Below are 19,443 nucleotides of genomic sequence, written 5' to 3'. Positions count from 1 at the left end.
TCTCTGAATGCCAAAGGAAGAGTCAGGCCGCCTTTTTTCGAAGGTGGCCAAGTTCGTTCGAAATCCCCTGAAAGACTGGTCGGAGCTGGACACCCCGTCCTCCGACTCGTCGCTGCCCGAGCAGACCTACAGCCGCGAGATGCTGAAGGAAATGATCGAGCGGCGCCAGCGCAACGACTTCGTGCGCCGCCGCGAGTTCGACATGCTGCGCAAGCTGCGCCAACGCGAAGCGGCGGCCCATGCCTTCGAGGCGACGGTCACGCCGTCGTCGTTCAACCTCAACAGCACCTCCGAAAAGCCCGAGGGCCGCGCACTCACGCTCAAGAAGATCGACGAGATCGAAGAGCAGATGTCGCAGCAGTGGTGGAAGGGCCGCGGGCCGAACGGCGAGACGCTGGTCAATCCGCCGCCGGACGCAGGCGCTGAAACGCTGCCGCCGGTCGACAGTGGCGGCGACCAGTTGCCGGCCGAGCCGGTTGCTTCTGCACCCGTGGCCGCAGCGCCGGCGGTTGGCGCTGCGGCAGCCGCTCCCGCGCCGCAGCCGTCCCGGCTCGCACACGACGGCGCGCTCGAAGAAGCGGTGATCCGCTTTGCGCACGGTGACGACACCGGCGCTGAAGCCATCCTGCTGCAGGCGCTGGCTGCCGAAGGCGTCCCGGCCACCGAAGACGGCGCCGCAGCCGCCACGCTGGAGCGCGACGACGCCCGCTGGCGCGCGCTGTTCGACCTGTACCGTGCCACCGGCGACGCCGCTAAGTTCGCGGCCGCCCGCATGCGCTATGCGCAGCGCATGAAGCGCATGGGGCCCGACTGGGTCTCGCTCGACGAGCTCGCCCGCAGCGTGAAGGCCGTCACCGCCAGCGAGGACGCCGAGGCGGCCTCCGACACCACCGGCGCCGCCGACTGGGCCAGTCCCGCGCACCTGACGCGCGAAGGGCTCATGGCGCTCACGCGCGCGCTCTCGCAGGCCGGCATGGTCTGGACGCTCGACTGGCGCGCGCTCACCGAGATCGATCCGCCGGCCGCCGCGCCGCTGCGCATCCTGTTCGCGCACTGGTCCGATTCGCCGGTGCAGCTGCGCTTCTTCGGCGCTTCGCAGCTCATGGCCGTGCTGGCCGCGGCCACGCCCAACAACGAGCGCCATCCCGACGATGCCTGGTGGCAGCTGCGCCTCGCGGCGCTGCGCATGATGCACCTGCCCGACGACTTCGAGCTGGTGGCGCTCAACTACTGCATCACTTACGAGGTGTCGCCGCCGTCCTGGCAGGACCCGAAGGGCGAGTGCACCTCGCTGGCCGCGCCGCCGGCGAGCCGGCCGAGCTCGGTCTGGTCGCTGCTGTCGGTCGGGGGCGATTCCGAGAGCTTCCCGTCCACCGACAGCGGCTTTGCCGCGCTGGCGGGCGACCTGCGCGGCGACTCGCTGTCGTGCTGGCAGCGCCTGGACCACGACCTGCGCCACACGACGGCGCCGGTCATCTCGTGCGCGGCCCTGCTGCGCATGGACCTGACGGCGGCCGGCACGCTGCTGAGCTGGGTCCGCGAGCGCGACGCGAATGGCGAGCGGGTGCAGTTCGTCGACGCCCACCGGCTGATCGCCGCGCTGTTCGGGCTGATCGGCATCACGGACCACGCCACGGTCGCGGTCCGCAAGAACTGACCCCGTCACAGGGGTTCCGCGGCCCCTGCGGGGCCGTGTTTTCCGCCAGCAGCTTGTCCGACCGCAGGGGTTGCATTGCCTTGGCCCACCCCCAGATGGCTGCGATGGAACAGTTTCACGGCACCACCATCGTGAGCGTGCGCCGCAAGACCCCCCAAGGCGATCAGGTCGCCATCGGCGGGGACGGGCAGGTCACTCTCGGCAACATCGTCATCAAGGGCACGGCGCGCAAGGTGCGCCGGCTCTATCACGGCAAGGTCCTGGCGGGGTTCGCCGGCGCCACGGCCGATGCCTTCACGCTCTTCGAGCGCTTCGAGGCCAAGCTCGAGAAGCACCAGGGCCACCTGACCCGCGCGGCGGTCGAGCTCACCAAGGACTGGCGCACCGACCGCGTGCTGCGCAAGCTCGAAGCCATGCTGGCCGTGGCCGACGCCACGACTTCGCTCATCATCACCGGCAATGGCGACGTGTTGGAGCCTGAAGACGGCGTGATCGCCATCGGTTCGGGTGGTGCCTACGCCCAGTCGGCGGCCAAGGCGCTGATCGACAACACCGACCTCTCGGCCGAGCAGATCGTGCGCAAATCGCTGGCGATCGCCGGAGAAATCTGCATTTACACGAACATGAACCACACGGTGGAAGCGCTCTGACCATGTCCATGACCCCCCAGGAAATCGTCTCCGAGCTGGACAACCACATCGTCGGCCAGCCCGCCGCCAAGCGCGCCGTGGCCATTGCGCTGCGCAACCGCTGGCGCCGCCAGAAGGTCGACGACGCGCTGCGCCACGAGATCACGCCGAAGAACATCCTCATGATCGGCCCGACGGGCGTCGGCAAGACCGAAATCGCCCGCCGCCTGGCCCGCCTGGCCGACGCGCCGTTCATCAAGGTCGAGGCCACCAAGTTCACCGAGGTGGGCTACGTGGGCAAGGACGTCGACTCGATCATTCGCGACCTCGCCGAGATCGCCGTCAAGCAGACGCGCGAATCCGAAAGCGTGAAGGTGCGCGCCCGCGCCGAAGACGCGGCCGAGGAGCGCATCCTCGACGCGCTGCTGCCCCCGGCGCGTGGCGTCGATGGCGCTGCCCCCGCACTCGACAGCCCCAACCCGACGCGCCAGGCCTTCCGCAAGAAGCTGCGCGAGCACCAGCTCGACGACAAGGAGATCGAGCTCGACCTCGCCGAAACCCGCGCGCCGCTGGAGATCATGGGTCCGGCCGGCATGGAGGAAATGACCGAGCAACTGCGCGGCATGTTCGGCCAGCTCGGCGGCGGCAAGCGCAAGACGCGCAAGCTCAAGATCGCCGAGGCGATGCGCCTGCTGATCGACGAAGAGGCCGCCAAGCTGGTCAACGAGGACGAGATCCGCACGCAGGCGATCGCCAATGCCGAGCAGAACGGCATCGTGTTCATCGACGAGATCGACAAGGTCGCCACGCGCAGCGACGCGCAAGGCTCCGACGTCTCGCGCCAGGGCGTGCAGCGCGACCTGCTGCCGCTCGTGGAAGGCACGGCCGTGTCGACCAAGTACGGCGTGGTGCGCACCGACCACATGCTGTTCATCGCGAGCGGCGCCTTCCACCTGAGCAAGCCGAGCGACCTCATTCCCGAGCTGCAGGGGCGCTTTCCGATCCGCGTCGAGCTGCAGTCGCTCTCGGTGTCGGACTTCGAGAGCATCCTCACGCAGACCCGCGCGTCGCTCGTGAAGCAGTACCAGGCGCTGCTGGCCACCGAAGGCGTGACGCTCGACTTCGCGCCCGACGGCATCACGCGGCTGGCGGCCATCGCCTTCGAGGTGAACGAGCGCACCGAGAACATCGGCGCGCGCCGTTTGTCGACCGTGATGGAGCGCCTGCTCGATGAGGTAAGCTTCGATGCCACCCGCATCGAGGGCCAGACGGTCCGCATCGATGCCGCTTATGTCGACGAGCGCCTCGCGGCACTAAGTCACGACGAAGACCTTTCGCGCTTCATCCTCTGAAGCCGCCTCCCTCGGCCCCTGTAACGGGGTCGTCCTTCACGCATCACTTTCACTGCGTGAGCTAAGTACTTCATTTTCAACACAATTCGCCGATTTCCAGCTTTGGAAATCGGCGCTAAGTCGTTGATTCCATTACAAAAAATACCCCCGGGCCCCAGTTGCGTCGCAAGTGTTTCCTGCTACAGTGGAAAAAAGTGCAGTTAAGTGGGAAAAAGTGCGGGCAGCGCCCCTTCCGGGTGTCGCGGCACCTCCCACCACAGGGGTTTCGTGGTCGTGTTTCAAGGCGCTTCATCGCTCAGTCTGGATGCCAAGGGGCGGCTCTCCGTGCCGACCCGGCATCGCGACGTCCTGAGCGCCACGGCAGGCGGCCAGCTCACGATCACCAAGCATCCGCACGGATGCCTGATGGTGTTCCCCCGTCCCGAATGGGAAAAATTCCGCGAACGCATTGCTGCGCTGCCGATGTCGGCGCAGTGGTGGAAGCGCGTCTTCCTCGGTAACGCAATGGACGTCGAGATGGACGGCACCGGCCGCGTGCTGGTGTCGCCCGAGCTGCGCGCCGCCACCGGCATCAACCGCGAGACGCTGCTGCTGGGCATGGGCAACCACTTCGAACTCTGGGACAAGGCCACGTACGAGGCCAAGGAGGCCGAGGCCACCCAGGGCGAGATGCCGGATGTGTTTCAGGACTTCGCGTTCTGAGGAGCCCCGTGAACACCCCCCTGACCCACACGACCGTCTTGTTGAACGAGGCGGTGGAAGCCCTTCTTTCCGGCAGCGCGGCAGCCACGGGCACGTACGTGGACGCCACCTTCGGCCGCGGAGGACATGCGCGCGCCATCCTCGCGCGGCTGGCGCCGGAAGGCAGGCTCATCGCATTCGACAAGGATGCAGAAGCGGTGGCCGAAGCAGCGCGCATCTCGGATGCGCGTTTTTCTATCCGCCACCAGGGATTCCGCTCGCTGGGCGAATTGCCCGACGCCAGCGTCAACGGCTTGCTGATGGACCTGGGCGTGAGTTCGCCGCAGATCGACAACCCGGTGCGCGGCTTCAGTTTCCGTTTCGACGGTCCGCTCGACATGCGCATGGACACCACGCGCGGCGAGAGCGTGGCCGAGTGGCTGGCAACGGCCGAACTTCAACAAATTGCAGAGGTGATCCGTGACTATGGCGAAGAACGGTTTGCTGTTCAGATTGCAAAGGCGATTGTTGCTCGCAGACAAGAACGGGGCGCAATTTCAACCACCACCGAACTGGCCGAGCTCGTGGCTGGCACGGTCAAAACCCGCGAGCAGGGCCAGAACCCTGCAACGCGCACATTTCAGGCTTTTCGGATTTTCATCAACGCCGAGCTTGAGGAGCTGCAACAAGCGCTAGAAGCCAGCCTGTCGGTGCTCGCGCCCGGCGGCCGGCTCGCGGTGATCAGCTTCCATTCGCTCGAAGACCGCATCGTCAAGCAGTTCATCGCCAAGCACTCGAAGGAGGTCTACGACCGCCGCGCGCCCTTCGCCGCGCCCAAGGTGATGAAGCTGCACGCGCTCGAGCGCATCAAGCCGTCCGAAGAAGAAGTGCGCGGCAACCCGCGCTCGCGCAGCGCCATCCTTCGGGTGGCCGAACGCACGGAGGCCGGGTAGCCATGGCGCGGATCAACCTGCTCCTTCTGCTGGCCGTCATTGCGACGGCTTTGTACCTTGTGCACACGCAGTACCAGTCGCGCCAGCTCTACACGGAGTTCGACCGCGCCCAGCAGGAGACGCGCAAGCTCGAAACCGAGCATGACCGCCTGCAGGTGGAAAAGCGCGCACAGGCCACGCCACTGCGCGTGGAGAAGCTCGCCAAGGAACAGCTGCAGATGCGCACGGCCTCGCCGGCCATCACGCAGTACGTGCGCCCCGACGGCTCGGTGATCCCGGCCATCGCACCGCTGCCGTCCACCACGCCGCCCAAGCCCGGCGCCGCCACCGCGAGGCCCGCCCGATGAGCCGCGGCAACCGCAGCGTGCGCTACACCACCAGCCCCTTGCTCGCGAGCAAGACGCCGGTGTGGCGCAGCAAGTTCATCGTCGCCGGCATCGCCTTCGGCTTCGTCATGCTGGCGGGGCGGGCCGCGTATGTGCAGGTCTTCAACAACAGCTTCTTCCAGCGCCAGGGCGAAGTGCGCTTTGCGCGCACGCTGGAGCTGCCGGCCAACCGCGGCCGCATCCTCGACCGCAACGGGCTCATCCTCGCCTCCAGCGTGGTGGCGCCCAGCATCTGGGCCATTCCCGAAGACGTGGAGCGCGACGACCCCGAGGTGCGCGCCAAGCTCAAGCAGGTGGCCAAGCTGCTCGGCATGCCGCAGAAGGACTTCGACAAGAAGCTCGAGGACGAAGACAAGACCTTCGTCTGGATCAAGCGCCAGGTCGACGAGCCCATCGCCAAGCAGATCGCCGCGCTCAACCTCAAGGGCATCTACCAGCGCAAGGAATACAAGCGCCAGTACCCCGAGGGCGAGGCCGCGGCGCACGTGGTGGGCTTCACCAACGTGGAAGACAACGGCCAGGAAGGCATCGAGCTGGGGTTCAACAAGGAGCTGGCCGGCAAGGCCGGCTCGCGCCGCGTCATCAAGGACCGGCTGGGCCGTGTGGTCGAGGGCGTGGGCGAGCAGGTGCCGCCGGTCGAAGGCCGCGACATCCAGCTGAGCATCGACAGCAAGGTGCAGTTCTTCGCCTACCAGAAGCTGCGCGACGCCGTGACGGCGCGCCGTGCCAAGGCCGGCAGCGTGGTGGTGCTCGACAGCACCACCGGCGAGGTGCTGGCGCTGGCCAACTACCCGAGCTACGTGCCCGACAAGCGCCAGAACCTCACCGGCGAGCAGCTGCGCAACCGCGCGCTCACCGACACCTTCGAGCCCGGCTCGACCATGAAGCCGATCACCGTGGCGATGGCGCTGGAGGCCGGCCGCGTGAAGCCTTCGACCATCATCGACACCGCGCCCGGGCGCTACCAGCTGGGCGGCTTCACCATCAGCGACACCCACAACTACGGCTCGCTGACGGTCGAGGGCGTGATCCAGAAGTCGAGCAATGTGGGCGCGCTCAAGATCGCCCAGAAGATGACGCCCCACGAGATGTGGGACACCTACACCGCGCTGGGCTACGGCCAGAAGCCGCAGATCCAGTTCCCCGGCGCCGTGACGGGCCGGCTGCGCCCGTGGAAGACCTGGAAGCCGGTCGAGCAGGCCACCATGGCCTACGGCTACGGCCTGTCGGCGTCGCTGTTCCAGATGGCGCATTCGTACACCTCGTTCGCGCACGACGGCTCGCTCATTCCGGTCACCATCCTGAAGAACGCCGAGCCGCCGGTCGGCGTGCGCGTGTTCTCGCCGTCCAACGCGCTCGCCGTGCGCAAGATGCTGCAGATGGCCGCCGGCCCGGGCGGCACCGGCACGCGCGCGCAGACGGTGGGCTACTCGGTCGGCGGCAAGTCGGGCACGGCCCACAAGCAGGTCGGCAAGGGCTACGCCAGCAACAAGTACCGCGCCTGGTTCACCGGCATGGCGCCCATCGAGAAGCCGCGCATCATCGTCGCGGTGATGATCGACGAGCCGACCGACGGCCAGTATTTCGGCGGCCTCGCCGCGGCGCCGGTGTTCAGCGAAGTCGTGCAGCAGACCCTGCGCATGATGAACGTCCCGCCCGATCTGGCGGTCAAACCCCTCGTGCAGACGCAAGACGTCCCCGAGAGCTTCTGACATGCTGACACTCACTTCCCCCACCACCGCCGCGTTCTGGCTCAAGGAGCGCGTGCAGGGCGCGCTGCTCGCCGACAGCCGCGCGGTCGGCCCGGGCGATGCCTTCATCGCCTGGCCCGGTGCCGCGACCGATGGCCGCCAGCACGTGGCGGCCGCGCTGGCGCAGGGCGCTGTGGCCTGCCTCGTCGAGCACGAGGGCGTGGACGCCTTCGGCTTCGACGGCGATGAGCGCATCGTGAGCTACCCCGGCCTCAAGGCCGCCACCGGCCCGATCGCCGCGGCCTTCTACGACAACCCCTCGGCGCAGCTCGACCTGCTGGCCGTGACCGGCACCAACGGCAAGACTTCCACCGCGTGGTGGCTGGCCGAATCGCTGTCCACGCTGCGCGCGGCCGGCGGCGTGCGCGCCATGCGCCCCGACGGCACCACCGAGCGCGGCGCCCCGTCGCCCTGCGCCGTGGTCGGCACCCTGGGCATCGGCGTGCCGCCCGAACTCACCTACACCGGCCTGACCACGCCCGACCCCGTGATGCTGCAGCGCGCGCTGCGCGACTTCGTCACGGAAGGCTTCGGCGCCTGCGCGATCGAGGCCTCGTCGATCGGCATCGCCGAGCGCCGGCTCGACGGCTGCCGCATCGCGGTCGCCGTGTTCACCAATTTCACGCAGGACCACCTCGACTACCACGGCAGCATGGACGCCTACTGGCAGGCCAAGGCCGAGCTGTTCCGCTGGCCCGGCCTGCGCGCGGCGGTGATCAACATCGACGACATGCACGGTGCCAGCCTGTGCGCCAACCTGCTCGACGCCGGCATCGGCGCGCTCGACGTCTGGACCGTCTCGGCCGCCGGCAAGCCCGCGCGGCTCATGGCGCGCGACATCGGCTACGACGCGCAAGGCCTGCAGTTCACCGTGGCCGAGCACGGCAGCACGGCGCCGGCCGAGCGGCTCGCCACCGGGCTGATCGGCCAGTACAACGTCGCCAACCTGCTCGGCGTGCTCGGCACGCTGCGCGCGCTGGGCCTCACGCTCGCACAGGCCGTGACCGCCTGCGCCCACCTCAGCAGCGTGCCGGGCCGCATGGACCGCGTGCAGCCGACCGAGGGTGCACCGCTGGCCGTGGTCGACTACGCCCACACGCCCGACGCGCTCGACAAGGCCCTCGCCGGCCTGCGCCCGTTGGCCAAACAACGCGGCGGCGCGCTCTGGTGCGTGTTCGGCTGCGGCGGCAACCGCGACCCGATCAAGCGCCCGCTGATGGCGGCCGTCGCCGAGCGGCAGGCCGACCACGTCGTGCTCACCAGCGACAACCCGCGCAACGAGAACCCCGACGCCATCATTAGCCAGGCGCTGCGCGGCTTCACGCGCGTCGAGGCGGCGCGCGTGCAGGTCGACCGTGCGCGCGCCATCGCCGAAACCATTGCCCAGGCCGCGCCGCAAGACGTGGTGCTGATCGCCGGCAAGGGCCACGAGGAGTGGCAGGAGATCGCGGGCCAGCGCCTGCCGTTCTCCGACAAGACCCACGCGCTCGACGCGCTCGCGAAGCGGGGTGCCGCATGACCGCCATGGCCACGCCCATCTCGACACCGCTCAACCTCACGCTGGCGCAGGCGCAGCAATGGGTGCCGGGTGCGCGCCTCGTGGGCGACCCGTCCACCGTGATCGCCCGTGTCCACACCGACACCCGCACCCTGGCCGCCGGCGACCTGTTCGTCGCGCTCAAGGGCGAGCGTTTCGACGCGAACGATTTCCTGGCGGACGCGAAGAAGCAGGGCGCCGTGGCCGCCATCGCGCACGGCGGCCTCGAAGCCGCAGGGCTCGCCGGCCTCGAGGTGCCCGACTCGCTCATCGCGCTCGGTGCGCTGGGCGCCGGCTGGCGCGCGCAGTTCCAGCTGCCGCTGATCGCCGTCACCGGCAGCAACGGCAAGACCACGGTCACGCAGATGATCGCGGCCGTGCTCGCCGCCTTCCGCGCCGACCGCGCGCTGGCCACGGCCGGCAACTTCAACAACGAGATCGGCGTGCCGCTCACGCTGATGCGCCTGCGCGCGCAGCACCAGCTGGCGGTGCTCGAACTGGGCATGAACCACCCGGGCGAGATCGCGCGGCTGGCTGTCATGTCGCAACCGACCATCGCGCTGGTCAACAACGCGCAGCGCGAGCACCAGGAGTTCATGGCCAGCGTCGAGGCGGTCGCCATCGAGAACGCCGCCGTGTTTGCCGAACTGCCCGACGACGGCACGGCCGTGTTCCCGTACGGCGACACCTTCACCTCGCTGTGGACCGACCTGGCGCGCCAGAGCGGTTCGCGCCGCTGCCTGACCTTCGGCGAGCACGCCGACGCCGACATCTCGCTCGACAGCGCCGAATGGCAGCAGGGCGCCTGGACCGTGCGCGTGCGCACGCCGCTGGGCGCCTTCGACGCGCGCCTGCACATCGCGGGCCGCCACAACGTGGGCAACGCGCTCGCCGCCACCGCCTGCGCGCTGGCCGCGGGCGTGTCGCTCGACACCATCGCCGCGGGCCTGTCGGCCTTCGAGCCGGTCAAGGGCCGTTCGCGCGCCAGCGAGGTCGTGCTGCCCGGCGGGCACGCGCTCACGCTGGTCGACGACAGCTACAACGCCAACCCCGATTCCGTGATTGCCGCCATCGACGTGCTCACCGGCCTGCCCGCGCCGCGCCTGCTGGTGCTCGGCGAAATGGGCGAGGTCGGCGACCGTTCGCCGGAATTCCACGCCGAGGTCGGTGCCTGGGCGCGCCAGCGCGGCCTCGACGCCGTCTACACGCTGGGCGGCGAGACCGTGCATGCGGCGACGGCTTTCAACAACAACAACGATGGTGTCGATGGACGCCATTTCGACGATTTCGACACGCTCCGCGCGGCCGTGCTCGCCCGCCTGCCGCAGCTGGGCAGCGTGCTGGTCAAGGGGTCGCGCTTCATGAAGATGGAGCGCGTGGTGCAGGCGATCGAAGCACAACAACAAAAGGAGGCCGGTCATGACGCATGAGCCGCGCAACACACCATGCTGATGTCCCTGGCCCAATGGCTGCAGACGCTGTCGCCCGAGTTCGGGTTCTTGCGCGTTTTCAACTACCTCACGTTCCGCGCGCTCATGGCCGCGCTGACCGCGCTCGTGGTCGGCTTGGTGGCCGGCCCGTATGTCATTCGCCGCCTCGCCGCGCTCAAGATCGGCCAGCCGATCCGCGGCTACGGCATGGAAACGCACCTGACCAAGAGCGGCACGCCGACCATGGGCGGCGTGCTGGTGCTGTTCGCCATCGCCTTCGCCACCTTGCTGTGGTTCGACATCTCGAACCGCTTCGTGTGGATCGTGCTGTGGGTCACGATGGGCTTCGGCGCCATCGGCTGGGTCGACGACTGGCGCAAGGTGGTGCGCAAGGACCCCGAAGGCATGCGCTCGCGCGAGAAGTACTTCTGGCAATCGCTGGTCGGCCTGCTCGCGGGCTTCTACCTGCTGTTCAGCATTTCCGAGAGTTCCAACTGGCGCGTGCTCGAGCTGTTCTACGCCTGGGTGCGCTCGGGCTTCGACCTCGACTTTCCGCCCAAGATCAACCTGCTGGTGCCCTTCTTCAAGGAAGTGAGCTACCCGCTGGGCGGCATCGGCTTCGTGATCCTCACCTACCTCGTGATCGTGGGCGCGAGCAACGCGGTGAACCTCACCGACGGCCTCGACGGCCTGGCGATCATGCCGGTGGTGATGGTGGGCTCGGCGCTGGGCGTGTTCGCCTATGTCACGGGCAGCGCGGTGTACTCCAAGTACCTGCTGTTCCCCAACATCCCGGGTTCGGGCGAGCTGCTGGTGTTCTGCTCGGCCATGGCCGGCGCGGGCCTCGCGTTCCTCTGGTTCAACACCCATCCGGCGCAGGTCTTCATGGGCGACGTGGGCGCGCTGGCGCTGGGCGGCGCGCTGGGCACCATCGCGGTCATCGTGCGCCAGGAGATCGTGTTCTTCATCATGGGCGGCATCTTCGTGGTCGAGGCGATCTCGGTGATGGCGCAGGTCATGTACTTCAAGTACACGAAGAAGCGCTACGGCGAAGGCCGCCGCGTGCTCAAGATGGCACCGCTGCACCACCACTTCGAGAAGAGCGGTTGGCGCGAGACGCAGGTCGTCGTGCGCTTCTGGATCATCACGATGCTGCTGTGCCTCATCGGCCTGTCGACGCTGAAGCTGCGGTAACCACACAACCATGCGGCACCTGAAAGACCTCCCCGTTCTCATCCTCGGCCTCGGCGCGTCCGGGCTGGCGATGGCGCGCTGGTGCGCGCGCCACGGCGCGGTCGTGACCGTGGCCGACACGCGCGAGGCACCGGCTTCGCTGGCGACGCTGCAGGCCGAGCTGCCAGATGCCACCTTCATCGGCGGGCCGTTCACGGCCGCGCTGGTCGAAGGCACGCCGATCCGCGCGGTGTACCGCTCGCCGGGCCTGTCGCCCGCGACGCTGGCGCCGGTCGTCGATGCCGCCAAGGCCGTGGGCCTCGTGGTCGGCGGTGAGCTGGACCTGTTCGCGCGTGCGCTGCTCGACCTGCGGACGGTCGAGGTGCCGGTGGTGGAGGCCGAAGCTGACGTGCCGGTTGAAACCGCCGTGGCCGAACCTGTCGTTGAAACGCCGGTCCAGGCCGAACTGGCCTTGAGCGAAGAAGCCCCTGTGGTGGATGCTGCGGTGGTCGAGACGCCGGAAGTGCCTGCGCCGGAGACGGCTGCGGTTGTCGAAGGCGAGCCCGAAGCGGCTGCACCTGTCGACGCTGTTGAGGCGACCGAGGCGGCTGCACACACGGAGGCCGTGGTCGCCGAGTCGACCGAAGCCGCACTGCCAGTCGATGCGACTGCCGCAGAAGCCGAACCCGTCGCTTCCGTCGAACCGACCGAAGCCGCCGAACCCACACCGCCCGCCATGGCCGAAGCCATGCCGCGCGACGCGTCGCTGAGCGTCCCGGTGACGCCACCCACCGAAGACGTCGTCGCCGAAGACGCCGCCACGGAAGACGGCGCAGCACCGGCCGCCACCGCCGACGCACCCGATGCGCCGCCCGCACCCGCGTCCGCCGCCAGCCTCTCCCGGCTCCCGCCCCCCGGCAAGCCCTACGTGCCCACCGCGGCGCGCGAAGCCGCCGCGTTCGTCGCCACGATCGCCGAGCTGTCGGCCACCAACCCGGCGTCGGCCGCGGTCGAGGAAGACACGCCCCAGATGGTGCTCGTGCCCGAGCCCGAACCCGAAGCGCCCAAGGGCTACACGCCCGCTGTGCTCGCCATCACCGGCACCAACGGCAAGACCACCGTCACCTCGCTCACCGGCCAGCTGGTCGAGCGCGCGGGCAAGACCGTGGCCGTGGCCGGCAACATCGGCCCGACACTGCTCGACACGCTGGCCGCGCACATCGACGCCGACACGCTGCCCGAGGTGTGGGTGCTCGAACTCTCGAGCTTCCAGCTCGACGGCGTGCAGGGCTTCGAGCCCACGGCCGCGACCGTGCTCAACCTCACGCAGGATCACCTCGACTGGCATGGCGACATGCCGGCGTATGCGGCTGCCAAGGCGCGCATCTTCGGCGCCAAGGGTCTGTTGATCCTGAACCGCGATGACGCCGGCGTGATGGCCATGCTGCCGCCGCCCGTCCGCGTGAAGCTGCAGCGTCCGCAGATCCGCGCCCACGTCACCTTCGGCGGTGAGATGCCGCTGCGTCCCGGCGACTACGGCATCGAGCGCATCAACGGCGTGGCCTGGCTCGTGCGCGCACTGGAGGCCGACGAAACGCAGAAGCGCAAGCGCGGCGCGGTGGTCGAAGAAGAAATCTTCTTCCAGCGCCTCATGCCCGCCGACGCGCTGCGCATCCGCGGCCGACACAACGCCATGAACGCCCTGGCCGCGCTCGCGCTCGCCAGCGCCGCCGACTGCCCGCTGGGCCCGATGCTCTACGGCCTGCGCGAGTACCGCGGCGAGCCGCACCGTGTCGAGCCGATCGCCATCGTGGACGAGGTCGAGTTCTTCGACGACAGCAAGGGCACCAACGTCGGCGCCACCGTGGCTGCACTGAGCGGCCTCGGCGAGGAGCGACGCGTGGTCGTGATCCTCGGCGGCGAAGGCAAGGGCCAGGACTTCGAGCCGCTGGCCGACCCCGTGCGCCAGTACGCGCGCGCCGTCGTGCTCATCGGCCGCGACGCCCCGTTGATCGAGGCCGCGCTGGCTTCCACGGGCGTCTCGCTGAAGCATGCGGGCTCGATGGAAGAAGCCGTGAAGCTCGCCGCCGCGCGCGCCCACCCCGGCGATGCCGTGCTGCTGTCACCGGCCTGTGCGAGCTTCGACATGTTCAAGGACTACGCGCACCGCGCCGAGGTGTTCTGCGAGGCCGTGGAGGCTTACGCCGACAGCCCGCGCGAGGCCGTGGGTGGCGACGACGCGGTGGTGTCGTACGCCCCGCAAGCTTCGCTCTCTACTGCCGGATCGATGGAGGACCCGATTTGAACTCCGCAGCCCCGGGCGCCACGCAGGAAACCCGCACCGGCAGCCGTTTCGGCGGCTGGTTCCGGCGCGCCCGCAGCGGCATGGACGCGCTGCCCGTGCACCTGCCCGTGCGGCTGGGCGGCGCCGGCATTGCGCAGACCAAGGCCACGCCGATGCGCGTGCTGGGCTTCGACCAGGCGCTGGTCTGGGTCACGGTCGCGCTGATGACCTGGGGCCTGATCATGGTGTATTCGGCCTCGATCGCGCTGCCCGACAACCCGCGCTTCGCACGCGCCGGCTACAGCGCCTCGTACTTCCTCACGCGGCACGCGGCTTCGCTGGTCATCGCCTTCATCGCCGCGTTGCTGACCTTCCAGGTCCCCATGAAGACCTGGGAGCGCGTCGCGCCCTGGCTCTTCGTGGCTTCGCTGCTGCTGCTGGTGGCGGTGCTCATTCCGCACATCGGCATCAACGTGAACGGCGCGCGCCGCTGGCTGCCGATGGGCTTCATGCGCTTCCAGCCGTCGGAGCTGGCCAAGTTCGCGATGGTGCTCTATGCCGCCAGCTACATGGTGCGCAAGATGGAGATCAAGGAACGCTTCTTCCGCGCCGTGCTGCCGATGGGCATCGCGGTGGTGGTGGTCGGCATGCTGGTGATGGCCGAGCCCGACATGGGCGCCTTCATGGTGATCGCCGTGATCGCCATGGGCATCCTGTTCCTGGGCGGCGTGAACGCGCGCATGTTCTTCGTGATCGCGACGCTGGTGGTGGTGGCCTTCGGCTCCATCGTGGCGAGCAGCCCGTGGCGCCGCGAACGCATCTTTGCGTACCTCGATCCGTGGAGCGAAGAGCACGCGCTGGGCAAGGGCTACCAGCTGTCGCACTCGCTGATCGCCATCGGGCGCGGCGAGGTCTTCGGCGTGGGCCTGGGCGGCAGCGTCGAGAAGCTGCACTGGCTGCCCGAAGCGCACACCGACTTTTTGCTGGCCGTGATCGGCGAAGAGTTCGGCCTGGTCGGCGTGCTGCTGATCATCGGCCTGTTCCTTTGGCTCACGCGCCGCATCATGCACATCGGCCGCCAGGCGATCGCGCTCGACCGCGTGTTCTCGGGCCTCGTGGCGCAGGGCGTGGGCGTGTGGATGGGCTTCCAGGCCTTCATCAACATGGGCGTGAACCTCGGCGCACTGCCGACCAAGGGCCTGACCTTGCCGCTGATGAGCTTCGGCGGCTCGGCGATCCTGATGAACCTCGTGGCGCTGGCGGTCGTGCTGCGCATCGACTACGAGAACCGCGTGCTGATGCGGGGAGGTCGCGTATGACGCGCACTGCGCTGGTCATGGCGGGCGGCACGGGCGGCCACATCTTCCCGGGTCTCGCGGTGGCCGAGGCCCTGCGCGAGCGCGGCTGGCGCGTGCACTGGCTGGGCGCGCCCGGCAGCATGGAAGAAAAACTCGTGCCCCCGCGCGGCTTCGCCTTCGAGCCCGTGCAGTTCGGCGGCGTGCGTGGCAAGGGTCCGCTCACCTTGTTCCTGCTGCCGCTGAAGCTGCTGCGCGCCTTCTGGCAGAGCCTGGCCGTGGTGCGCCGCGTGAAGCCCGACGTGCTCGTGGGCCTGGGCGGCTACATCACCTTCCCGGGCGGAATGATGGGCGTGCTGATGGGCAAGCCGTTGGTGCTGCACGAGCAGAACTCGGTGGCCGGCCTCGCCAACAAGGTGCTGGCGGGCGTGGCCGACCGCGTGTTCACGGCCTTCCCGAACGTGCTGAAGAAGGCGCAGTGGGTGGGCAATCCGCTGCGCGCGGCGTTCACGTCGCAGCCCGATCCAGCCACGCGCTTCGCGGGCCGCACGGGACCGCTCAAATTGCTGGTGGTCGGCGGCAGCCTGGGCGCGCGGGCGCTCAACACCGTCGTGCCGCAGGCGCTGGCGCGCATCGCGCCCGCCGAACGCCCGCAGGTGCTGCACCAGAGCGGCGCCAAGCAGATCGACGAGTTGCGCGCCAACTATGCGGCGGCCGGCGTCGAGGGCGAACTCACGCCCTTCATCGACGACACCGCGCAGGCGTACGCCGAAGCCGACCTCATCGTCGCGCGCGCGGGCGCCAGCACCGTCACCGAAATCGCGGCCGTCGGCGCAGCAGCGCTGTTCGTGCCTTTCCCCTCGGCGGTCGACGACCACCAGACCGCCAACGCGCGCTTCCTCGTGGACGCGGGCGGCGGCTGGCTGGTGCAACAGACCGACCTCACCCCTGAATTGCTGGCTGATTTGCTACAGAAAACCGAACGCGCGACCTTGATCGACCGGGCCACCAAGGCCAAGACCCTGCAGAAGACCGAAGCAGTGGACGCGGTCGTCCGCGCCTGCGAGGAGCTTGCGAAATGAAGCACGCGATCCGTCACATCCACTTCGTCGGCGTCGGCGGCTCCGGCATGAGCGGCATCGCCGAGGTGCTGCTGAACCTGGGCTACCGGATCACCGGCTCCGACCTGTCCGACAGTGCCACGCTGCGCCGGCTCGCGGGCCTGGGCATCGGGACCTTCGTGGGCCATGCCGCCGCGCACATCGACGGCGCCGACGCGGTCGTCACCTCCACCGCCGTGCAGTCGGACAACCCCGAGGTGCTGGCCGCGCGCGAAAAGCGCATTCCGGTCGTGCCGCGCGCGCTGATGCTCGCGGAGCTGATGCGCCTGAAGCAGGGCATCGCCATTGCCGGCACGCACGGCAAGACCACCACCACCAGCCTGGCCGCCAGCGTGCTCGAGGCCGCCGGGCTGGACCCGACCTTCGTGATCGGCGGGCGCCTGAACAGCGCCGGCGCCAACGCGCAGCTGGGCAGCGGCGACTACATCGTGGTCGAGGCCGACGAGTCGGACGCTTCGTTCCTGAACCTGCTGCCCGTGATGGCGGTGGTCACGAACATCGACGCCGACCACATGGAGACCTACGGGCACGACTTCGCGAAGCTGAAGAAGGCCTTCGTCGATTTCCTGCACCGCATGCCGTTCTACGGCGTGGCCATCCTGTGCACCGACGATCCGGCGGTGCGCGAGATCGTGGCCGACGTGACCTGCCCGGTCACCAGCTACGGCTTCGGCGAGGACGCCCAGGTGCGCGCCATCGACGTGCGCGCCGTCGGCGGCCAGATGCATTTCACCGCCCAGCGCCGCAACGGCGTGACGCTGCCCGACCTGCCCATCGTGCTGAACCTGCCGGGCGAGCACAACGTGCGCAACGCGCTGTCGGTGATCGCCATGGCGGTCGAGCTCGGCATTGCCGACGAAGCGGTGCAGCGCGGCCTGGCCGGCTTCAAGGGCGTGGGCCGCCGCTTCCAGAGCTACGGCGACGTGGCCGTGCCGAACGACACGGCAGGCGGGCGCTTCACCGTCATCGACGACTACGGCCACCACCCGGTCGAGATGGCGGCCACCATCGCTGCCGCGCGCGGCGCCTTCCCGGGCCGCCGGCTGGTGCTGGCCTTCCAGCCGCACCGCTACACCCGCACGCGCGACTGCTTCGAGGACTTCGTGAAGGTCATCGGCACGGCCGACTCGGTCTTGCTCGGCGAGGTCTATGCCGCGGGCGAGGCGCCCATCGTGGCCGCCGACGGCCGCACGCTGGCGCGCGCGCTGCGCGTGGCCGGCAAGGTCGAGCCGGTGTTCGTGGACGACATCGTCGCCATGCCGCAGGCCATCCTGGACAACGCCCGCGCGGGCGACGTGGTGCTGTGCATGGGCGCGGGCTCCATCGGCGCGGTGCCGGGCAAGGTGGTCGAACTCGGCACGCCGCCCGCACCCTCATCAACAACTTCAGAGCGCACTGCGCGCAAGGGGAGGGCCGCGTGAGCCTTCAGGATCCACAACTTTTCGGCAAGGTCGCCGTGCTGTTCGGCGGCAGTTCCGCCGAACGCGAGGTGTCGCTGATGTCCGGTGCCGGCGTGCTGCAGGCCCTGCGTTCGCGCGGCGTCGACGCGCATGCCTTCGACCCGTCGGAGCGCGAGCTGACCGACCTGAAGCGCGAAGGCTTCGCGCGCTGCTTCGTCGCGCTGCATGGTCGCCATGGCGAAGACGGCACGGTGCAGGGCGCGCTCGAGCTGCTCGGCATTCCCTACACCGGCTCGGGCGTGATGGCCTCGAGCGTGGCCATGGACAAGGTCATGACCAAGCGCATCTGGCAGGCCGACGGCCTGCCCACGCCCAAGTACGTGCGCCTGGCCTTCGACCAGCAAAGCCGCGAGCAGATCATGGTCGTGCCCGACGTGCTCGGCCTGCCGCTGATCGTGAAGCCGCCGCGCGAGGGTTCGTCCATCGGCGTGACCAAGGTCGAGGGCTACTCGCAGATGCAGGACGCCGTGGCGCTGTCGGCGAAGTTCGACGCCGACGTGCTGTGCGAAGAGTTCATCGACGGCGAGGAAGTCACCTGCGCCGTGCTCGGCCAGGGCCTGGACGCACGCGCGCTGCCGGTGGTACGCATCGCCGCGCCCGAGGGCGCCTACGACTACCAGAACAAGTACTTCACCGACGACGTGAAGTACCAGTGCCCGAGCGGCCTGCCCGAGGCCGAGGAACGCGAGATCCAGCGCATCACGCTGGCCGCGTACCACACGCTCGGCTGCCGCGGCTGGGGCCGCGCCGACGTGATGATCCGCGCCAGCGACCGCAAGCCCTTCCTGCTCGAGATGAACACCTCGCCCGGCATGACCAGCCATTCGCTGGTGCCGATGTCGGCGCGCGCGGCGGGCATTCCCTACGAAGAGCTGTGCGTGCGCGTGCTGGCTTCGGCCGCACTCGATGCCAAGGGAGGCGCGAACTAAGCCATGGCCGACAGCATCCCCGCTCCCTTCGACGTCAAGCTGATGAACATCGTCGCGAACGTTGCGTTCGTGCTGGTGGCGCTCATGCTGCTGGCGGCGAGCGCGTGGTGGGTGCTGCGCCAGCCTTTCTTCCCGATCTCGGGCATCAAGGTGGACGGCGAGGTCACGCACAACAACGCGGTCACGCTGCGCGCCAACGTGGCGCCGCAGCTCAAGGGCAACTTCTTCACCATCGACCTGGCGCGTGCGCGCACCGCCTTCGAGACGGTGCCGTGGGTGCGCAGCGCGGTGGTGCGGCGCGAGTTTCCGAACAAGCTGCGCGTGACGCTGACCGAGCAGGTGCCGGTGGCGGTGTGGGGCGACGAGGCCGGCTCCAAGCTGATCAACGGCTTCGGCGACGTGTTCGAGGCCAACGTGGCCGAGGTCGATGCCGACCTGCCGCGGCTGGACGGCCCGATCGAGCAGGCCGGGCAGGTGCTGGGCATGTACCGCGTGCTTGCGCCGATGTTCGAGCCCTACGACTTCGACATCGCCGAGCTGCGGCTGTCCAGCCGCGGCAGCTGGAAGGTGCTGCTGGACAGCGGGGCCGAGATCGAGCTCGGCCGCGGCCAGAGCGACGAGGTGTCGGCGCGCCTGCAGCGGTTCCTGAAGACCGTGACGCAGGTCGCGGGCCAGTACCGCCGCACGGTGGCCGACGTCGAACGCGCCGATCTGCGCCACAACGACGCGTATGCCCTGCGGCTGCGCGGCGTCACCACGGTCTCGCCCGAGGCCCCAAGAAAAATCAAGTAGCGAATACCGAGGA

16 protein-coding genes are annotated in these 19,443 nt (G+C 69.0%); all 16 read left to right on the top strand.

Annotated features, from left to right (window positions below; translation table 11 throughout):
• Positions 1–7 precede the first annotated feature (7 nt).
• The 16 genes from AC07Q9_RS27505 to AC07Q9_RS27430 all read left to right on the top strand — a co-directional run bounded on the left by AC07Q9_RS27505 (position 8) and on the right by AC07Q9_RS27430 (position 19,430).
• Entirely contained in the window at positions 8–1,657 is a 1,650-nt protein-coding gene (locus tag AC07Q9_RS27505) for an STAS domain-containing protein (protein WP_495312476.1), read from the top strand.
• A 104-nt stretch (positions 1,658–1,761) separates the two neighbouring features.
• Positions 1,762–2,307 (top strand): ATP-dependent protease subunit HslV, encoded by a 546-nt coding sequence (gene hslV, locus AC07Q9_RS27500; RefSeq protein ID WP_042578379.1) that lies wholly within the window; start codon positions 1,762–1,764, stop codon positions 2,305–2,307.
• Between the two features lie 2 nt (positions 2,308–2,309).
• A complete protein-coding gene (gene hslU, locus AC07Q9_RS27495) occupies positions 2,310–3,638 on the top strand; it encodes an ATP-dependent protease ATPase subunit HslU (protein WP_495312475.1) in 1,329 nt (442 codons plus the stop codon).
• Positions 3,639–3,911: 273 nt separating this feature from the next.
• Positions 3,912–4,340, top strand: a complete 429-nt coding sequence (mraZ, locus tag AC07Q9_RS27490; protein ID WP_056576192.1) for a division/cell wall cluster transcriptional repressor MraZ — start codon at positions 3,912–3,914, stop codon at positions 4,338–4,340.
• An 8-nt stretch (positions 4,341–4,348) separates the two neighbouring features.
• On the top strand, positions 4,349–5,272 hold the full coding sequence (rsmH, locus tag AC07Q9_RS27485; protein WP_062474238.1) for a 16S rRNA (cytosine(1402)-N(4))-methyltransferase RsmH: 924 nt from the start codon (positions 4,349–4,351) through the stop codon (positions 5,270–5,272).
• Between the two features lie 2 nt (positions 5,273–5,274).
• Positions 5,275–5,619 (top strand): cell division protein FtsL, encoded by a 345-nt coding sequence (gene ftsL / locus AC07Q9_RS27480; RefSeq protein ID WP_495312474.1) that lies wholly within the window; start codon positions 5,275–5,277, stop codon positions 5,617–5,619.
• Complete coding sequence (locus AC07Q9_RS27475; RefSeq protein ID WP_492679227.1) at positions 5,616–7,370, top strand: peptidoglycan D,D-transpeptidase FtsI family protein; 1,755 nt, start codon at positions 5,616–5,618, stop codon at positions 7,368–7,370. The genes ftsL and AC07Q9_RS27475 overlap by 4 nt, the downstream gene beginning before the upstream one ends.
• 1 nt (position 7,371) lies before the next feature.
• Positions 7,372–8,928 (top strand): UDP-N-acetylmuramoyl-L-alanyl-D-glutamate--2,6-diaminopimelate ligase, encoded by a 1,557-nt coding sequence (locus AC07Q9_RS27470; RefSeq protein WP_495312473.1) that lies wholly within the window; start codon positions 7,372–7,374, stop codon positions 8,926–8,928.
• A complete protein-coding gene (locus tag AC07Q9_RS27465; RefSeq protein ID WP_495312472.1) occupies positions 8,925–10,376 on the top strand; it encodes a UDP-N-acetylmuramoyl-tripeptide--D-alanyl-D-alanine ligase in 1,452 nt (483 codons plus the stop codon). The genes AC07Q9_RS27470 and AC07Q9_RS27465 overlap by 4 nt, the downstream gene beginning before the upstream one ends.
• 15 nt (positions 10,377–10,391) lie before the next feature.
• Positions 10,392–11,570, top strand: a complete 1,179-nt coding sequence (gene mraY, locus AC07Q9_RS27460) for a phospho-N-acetylmuramoyl-pentapeptide-transferase (RefSeq protein WP_099795073.1) — start codon at positions 10,392–10,394, stop codon at positions 11,568–11,570.
• A gap of 10 nt (positions 11,571–11,580) precedes the next feature.
• Entirely contained in the window at positions 11,581–13,854 is a 2,274-nt protein-coding gene (gene murD, locus AC07Q9_RS27455; protein ID WP_495312471.1) for a UDP-N-acetylmuramoyl-L-alanine--D-glutamate ligase, read from the top strand.
• The gene (gene ftsW / locus AC07Q9_RS27450; RefSeq protein WP_495312470.1) at positions 13,851–15,152 is read left to right on the top strand and encodes a putative lipid II flippase FtsW; all 1,302 of its coding nucleotides are present in this window, start codon (positions 13,851–13,853) and stop codon (positions 15,150–15,152) included. The genes murD and ftsW overlap by 4 nt, the downstream gene beginning before the upstream one ends.
• Entirely contained in the window at positions 15,149–16,210 is a 1,062-nt protein-coding gene (gene murG, locus AC07Q9_RS27445) for an undecaprenyldiphospho-muramoylpentapeptide beta-N-acetylglucosaminyltransferase (RefSeq protein WP_495312469.1), read from the top strand. Before ftsW ends, murG begins: the two co-directional genes overlap by 4 nt.
• A complete protein-coding gene (gene murC / locus AC07Q9_RS27440) occupies positions 16,207–17,670 on the top strand; it encodes a UDP-N-acetylmuramate--L-alanine ligase (protein WP_307695604.1) in 1,464 nt (487 codons plus the stop codon). Before murG ends, murC begins: the two co-directional genes overlap by 4 nt.
• Positions 17,667–18,638 (top strand): D-alanine--D-alanine ligase, encoded by a 972-nt coding sequence (locus AC07Q9_RS27435; protein ID WP_139703002.1) that lies wholly within the window; start codon positions 17,667–17,669, stop codon positions 18,636–18,638. Before murC ends, AC07Q9_RS27435 begins: the two co-directional genes overlap by 4 nt.
• Positions 18,639–18,641: 3 nt before the next feature.
• Entirely contained in the window at positions 18,642–19,430 is a 789-nt protein-coding gene (locus AC07Q9_RS27430; RefSeq protein ID WP_062474220.1) for a cell division protein FtsQ/DivIB, read from the top strand.
• Positions 19,431–19,443: the final 13 nt, after the last annotated feature.

It is taken from the genome of Variovorax sp. GW821-FHT09A10 (assembly GCF_059418385.1).
This window is presented reverse-complemented; position numbering and strand designations above follow the sequence as displayed.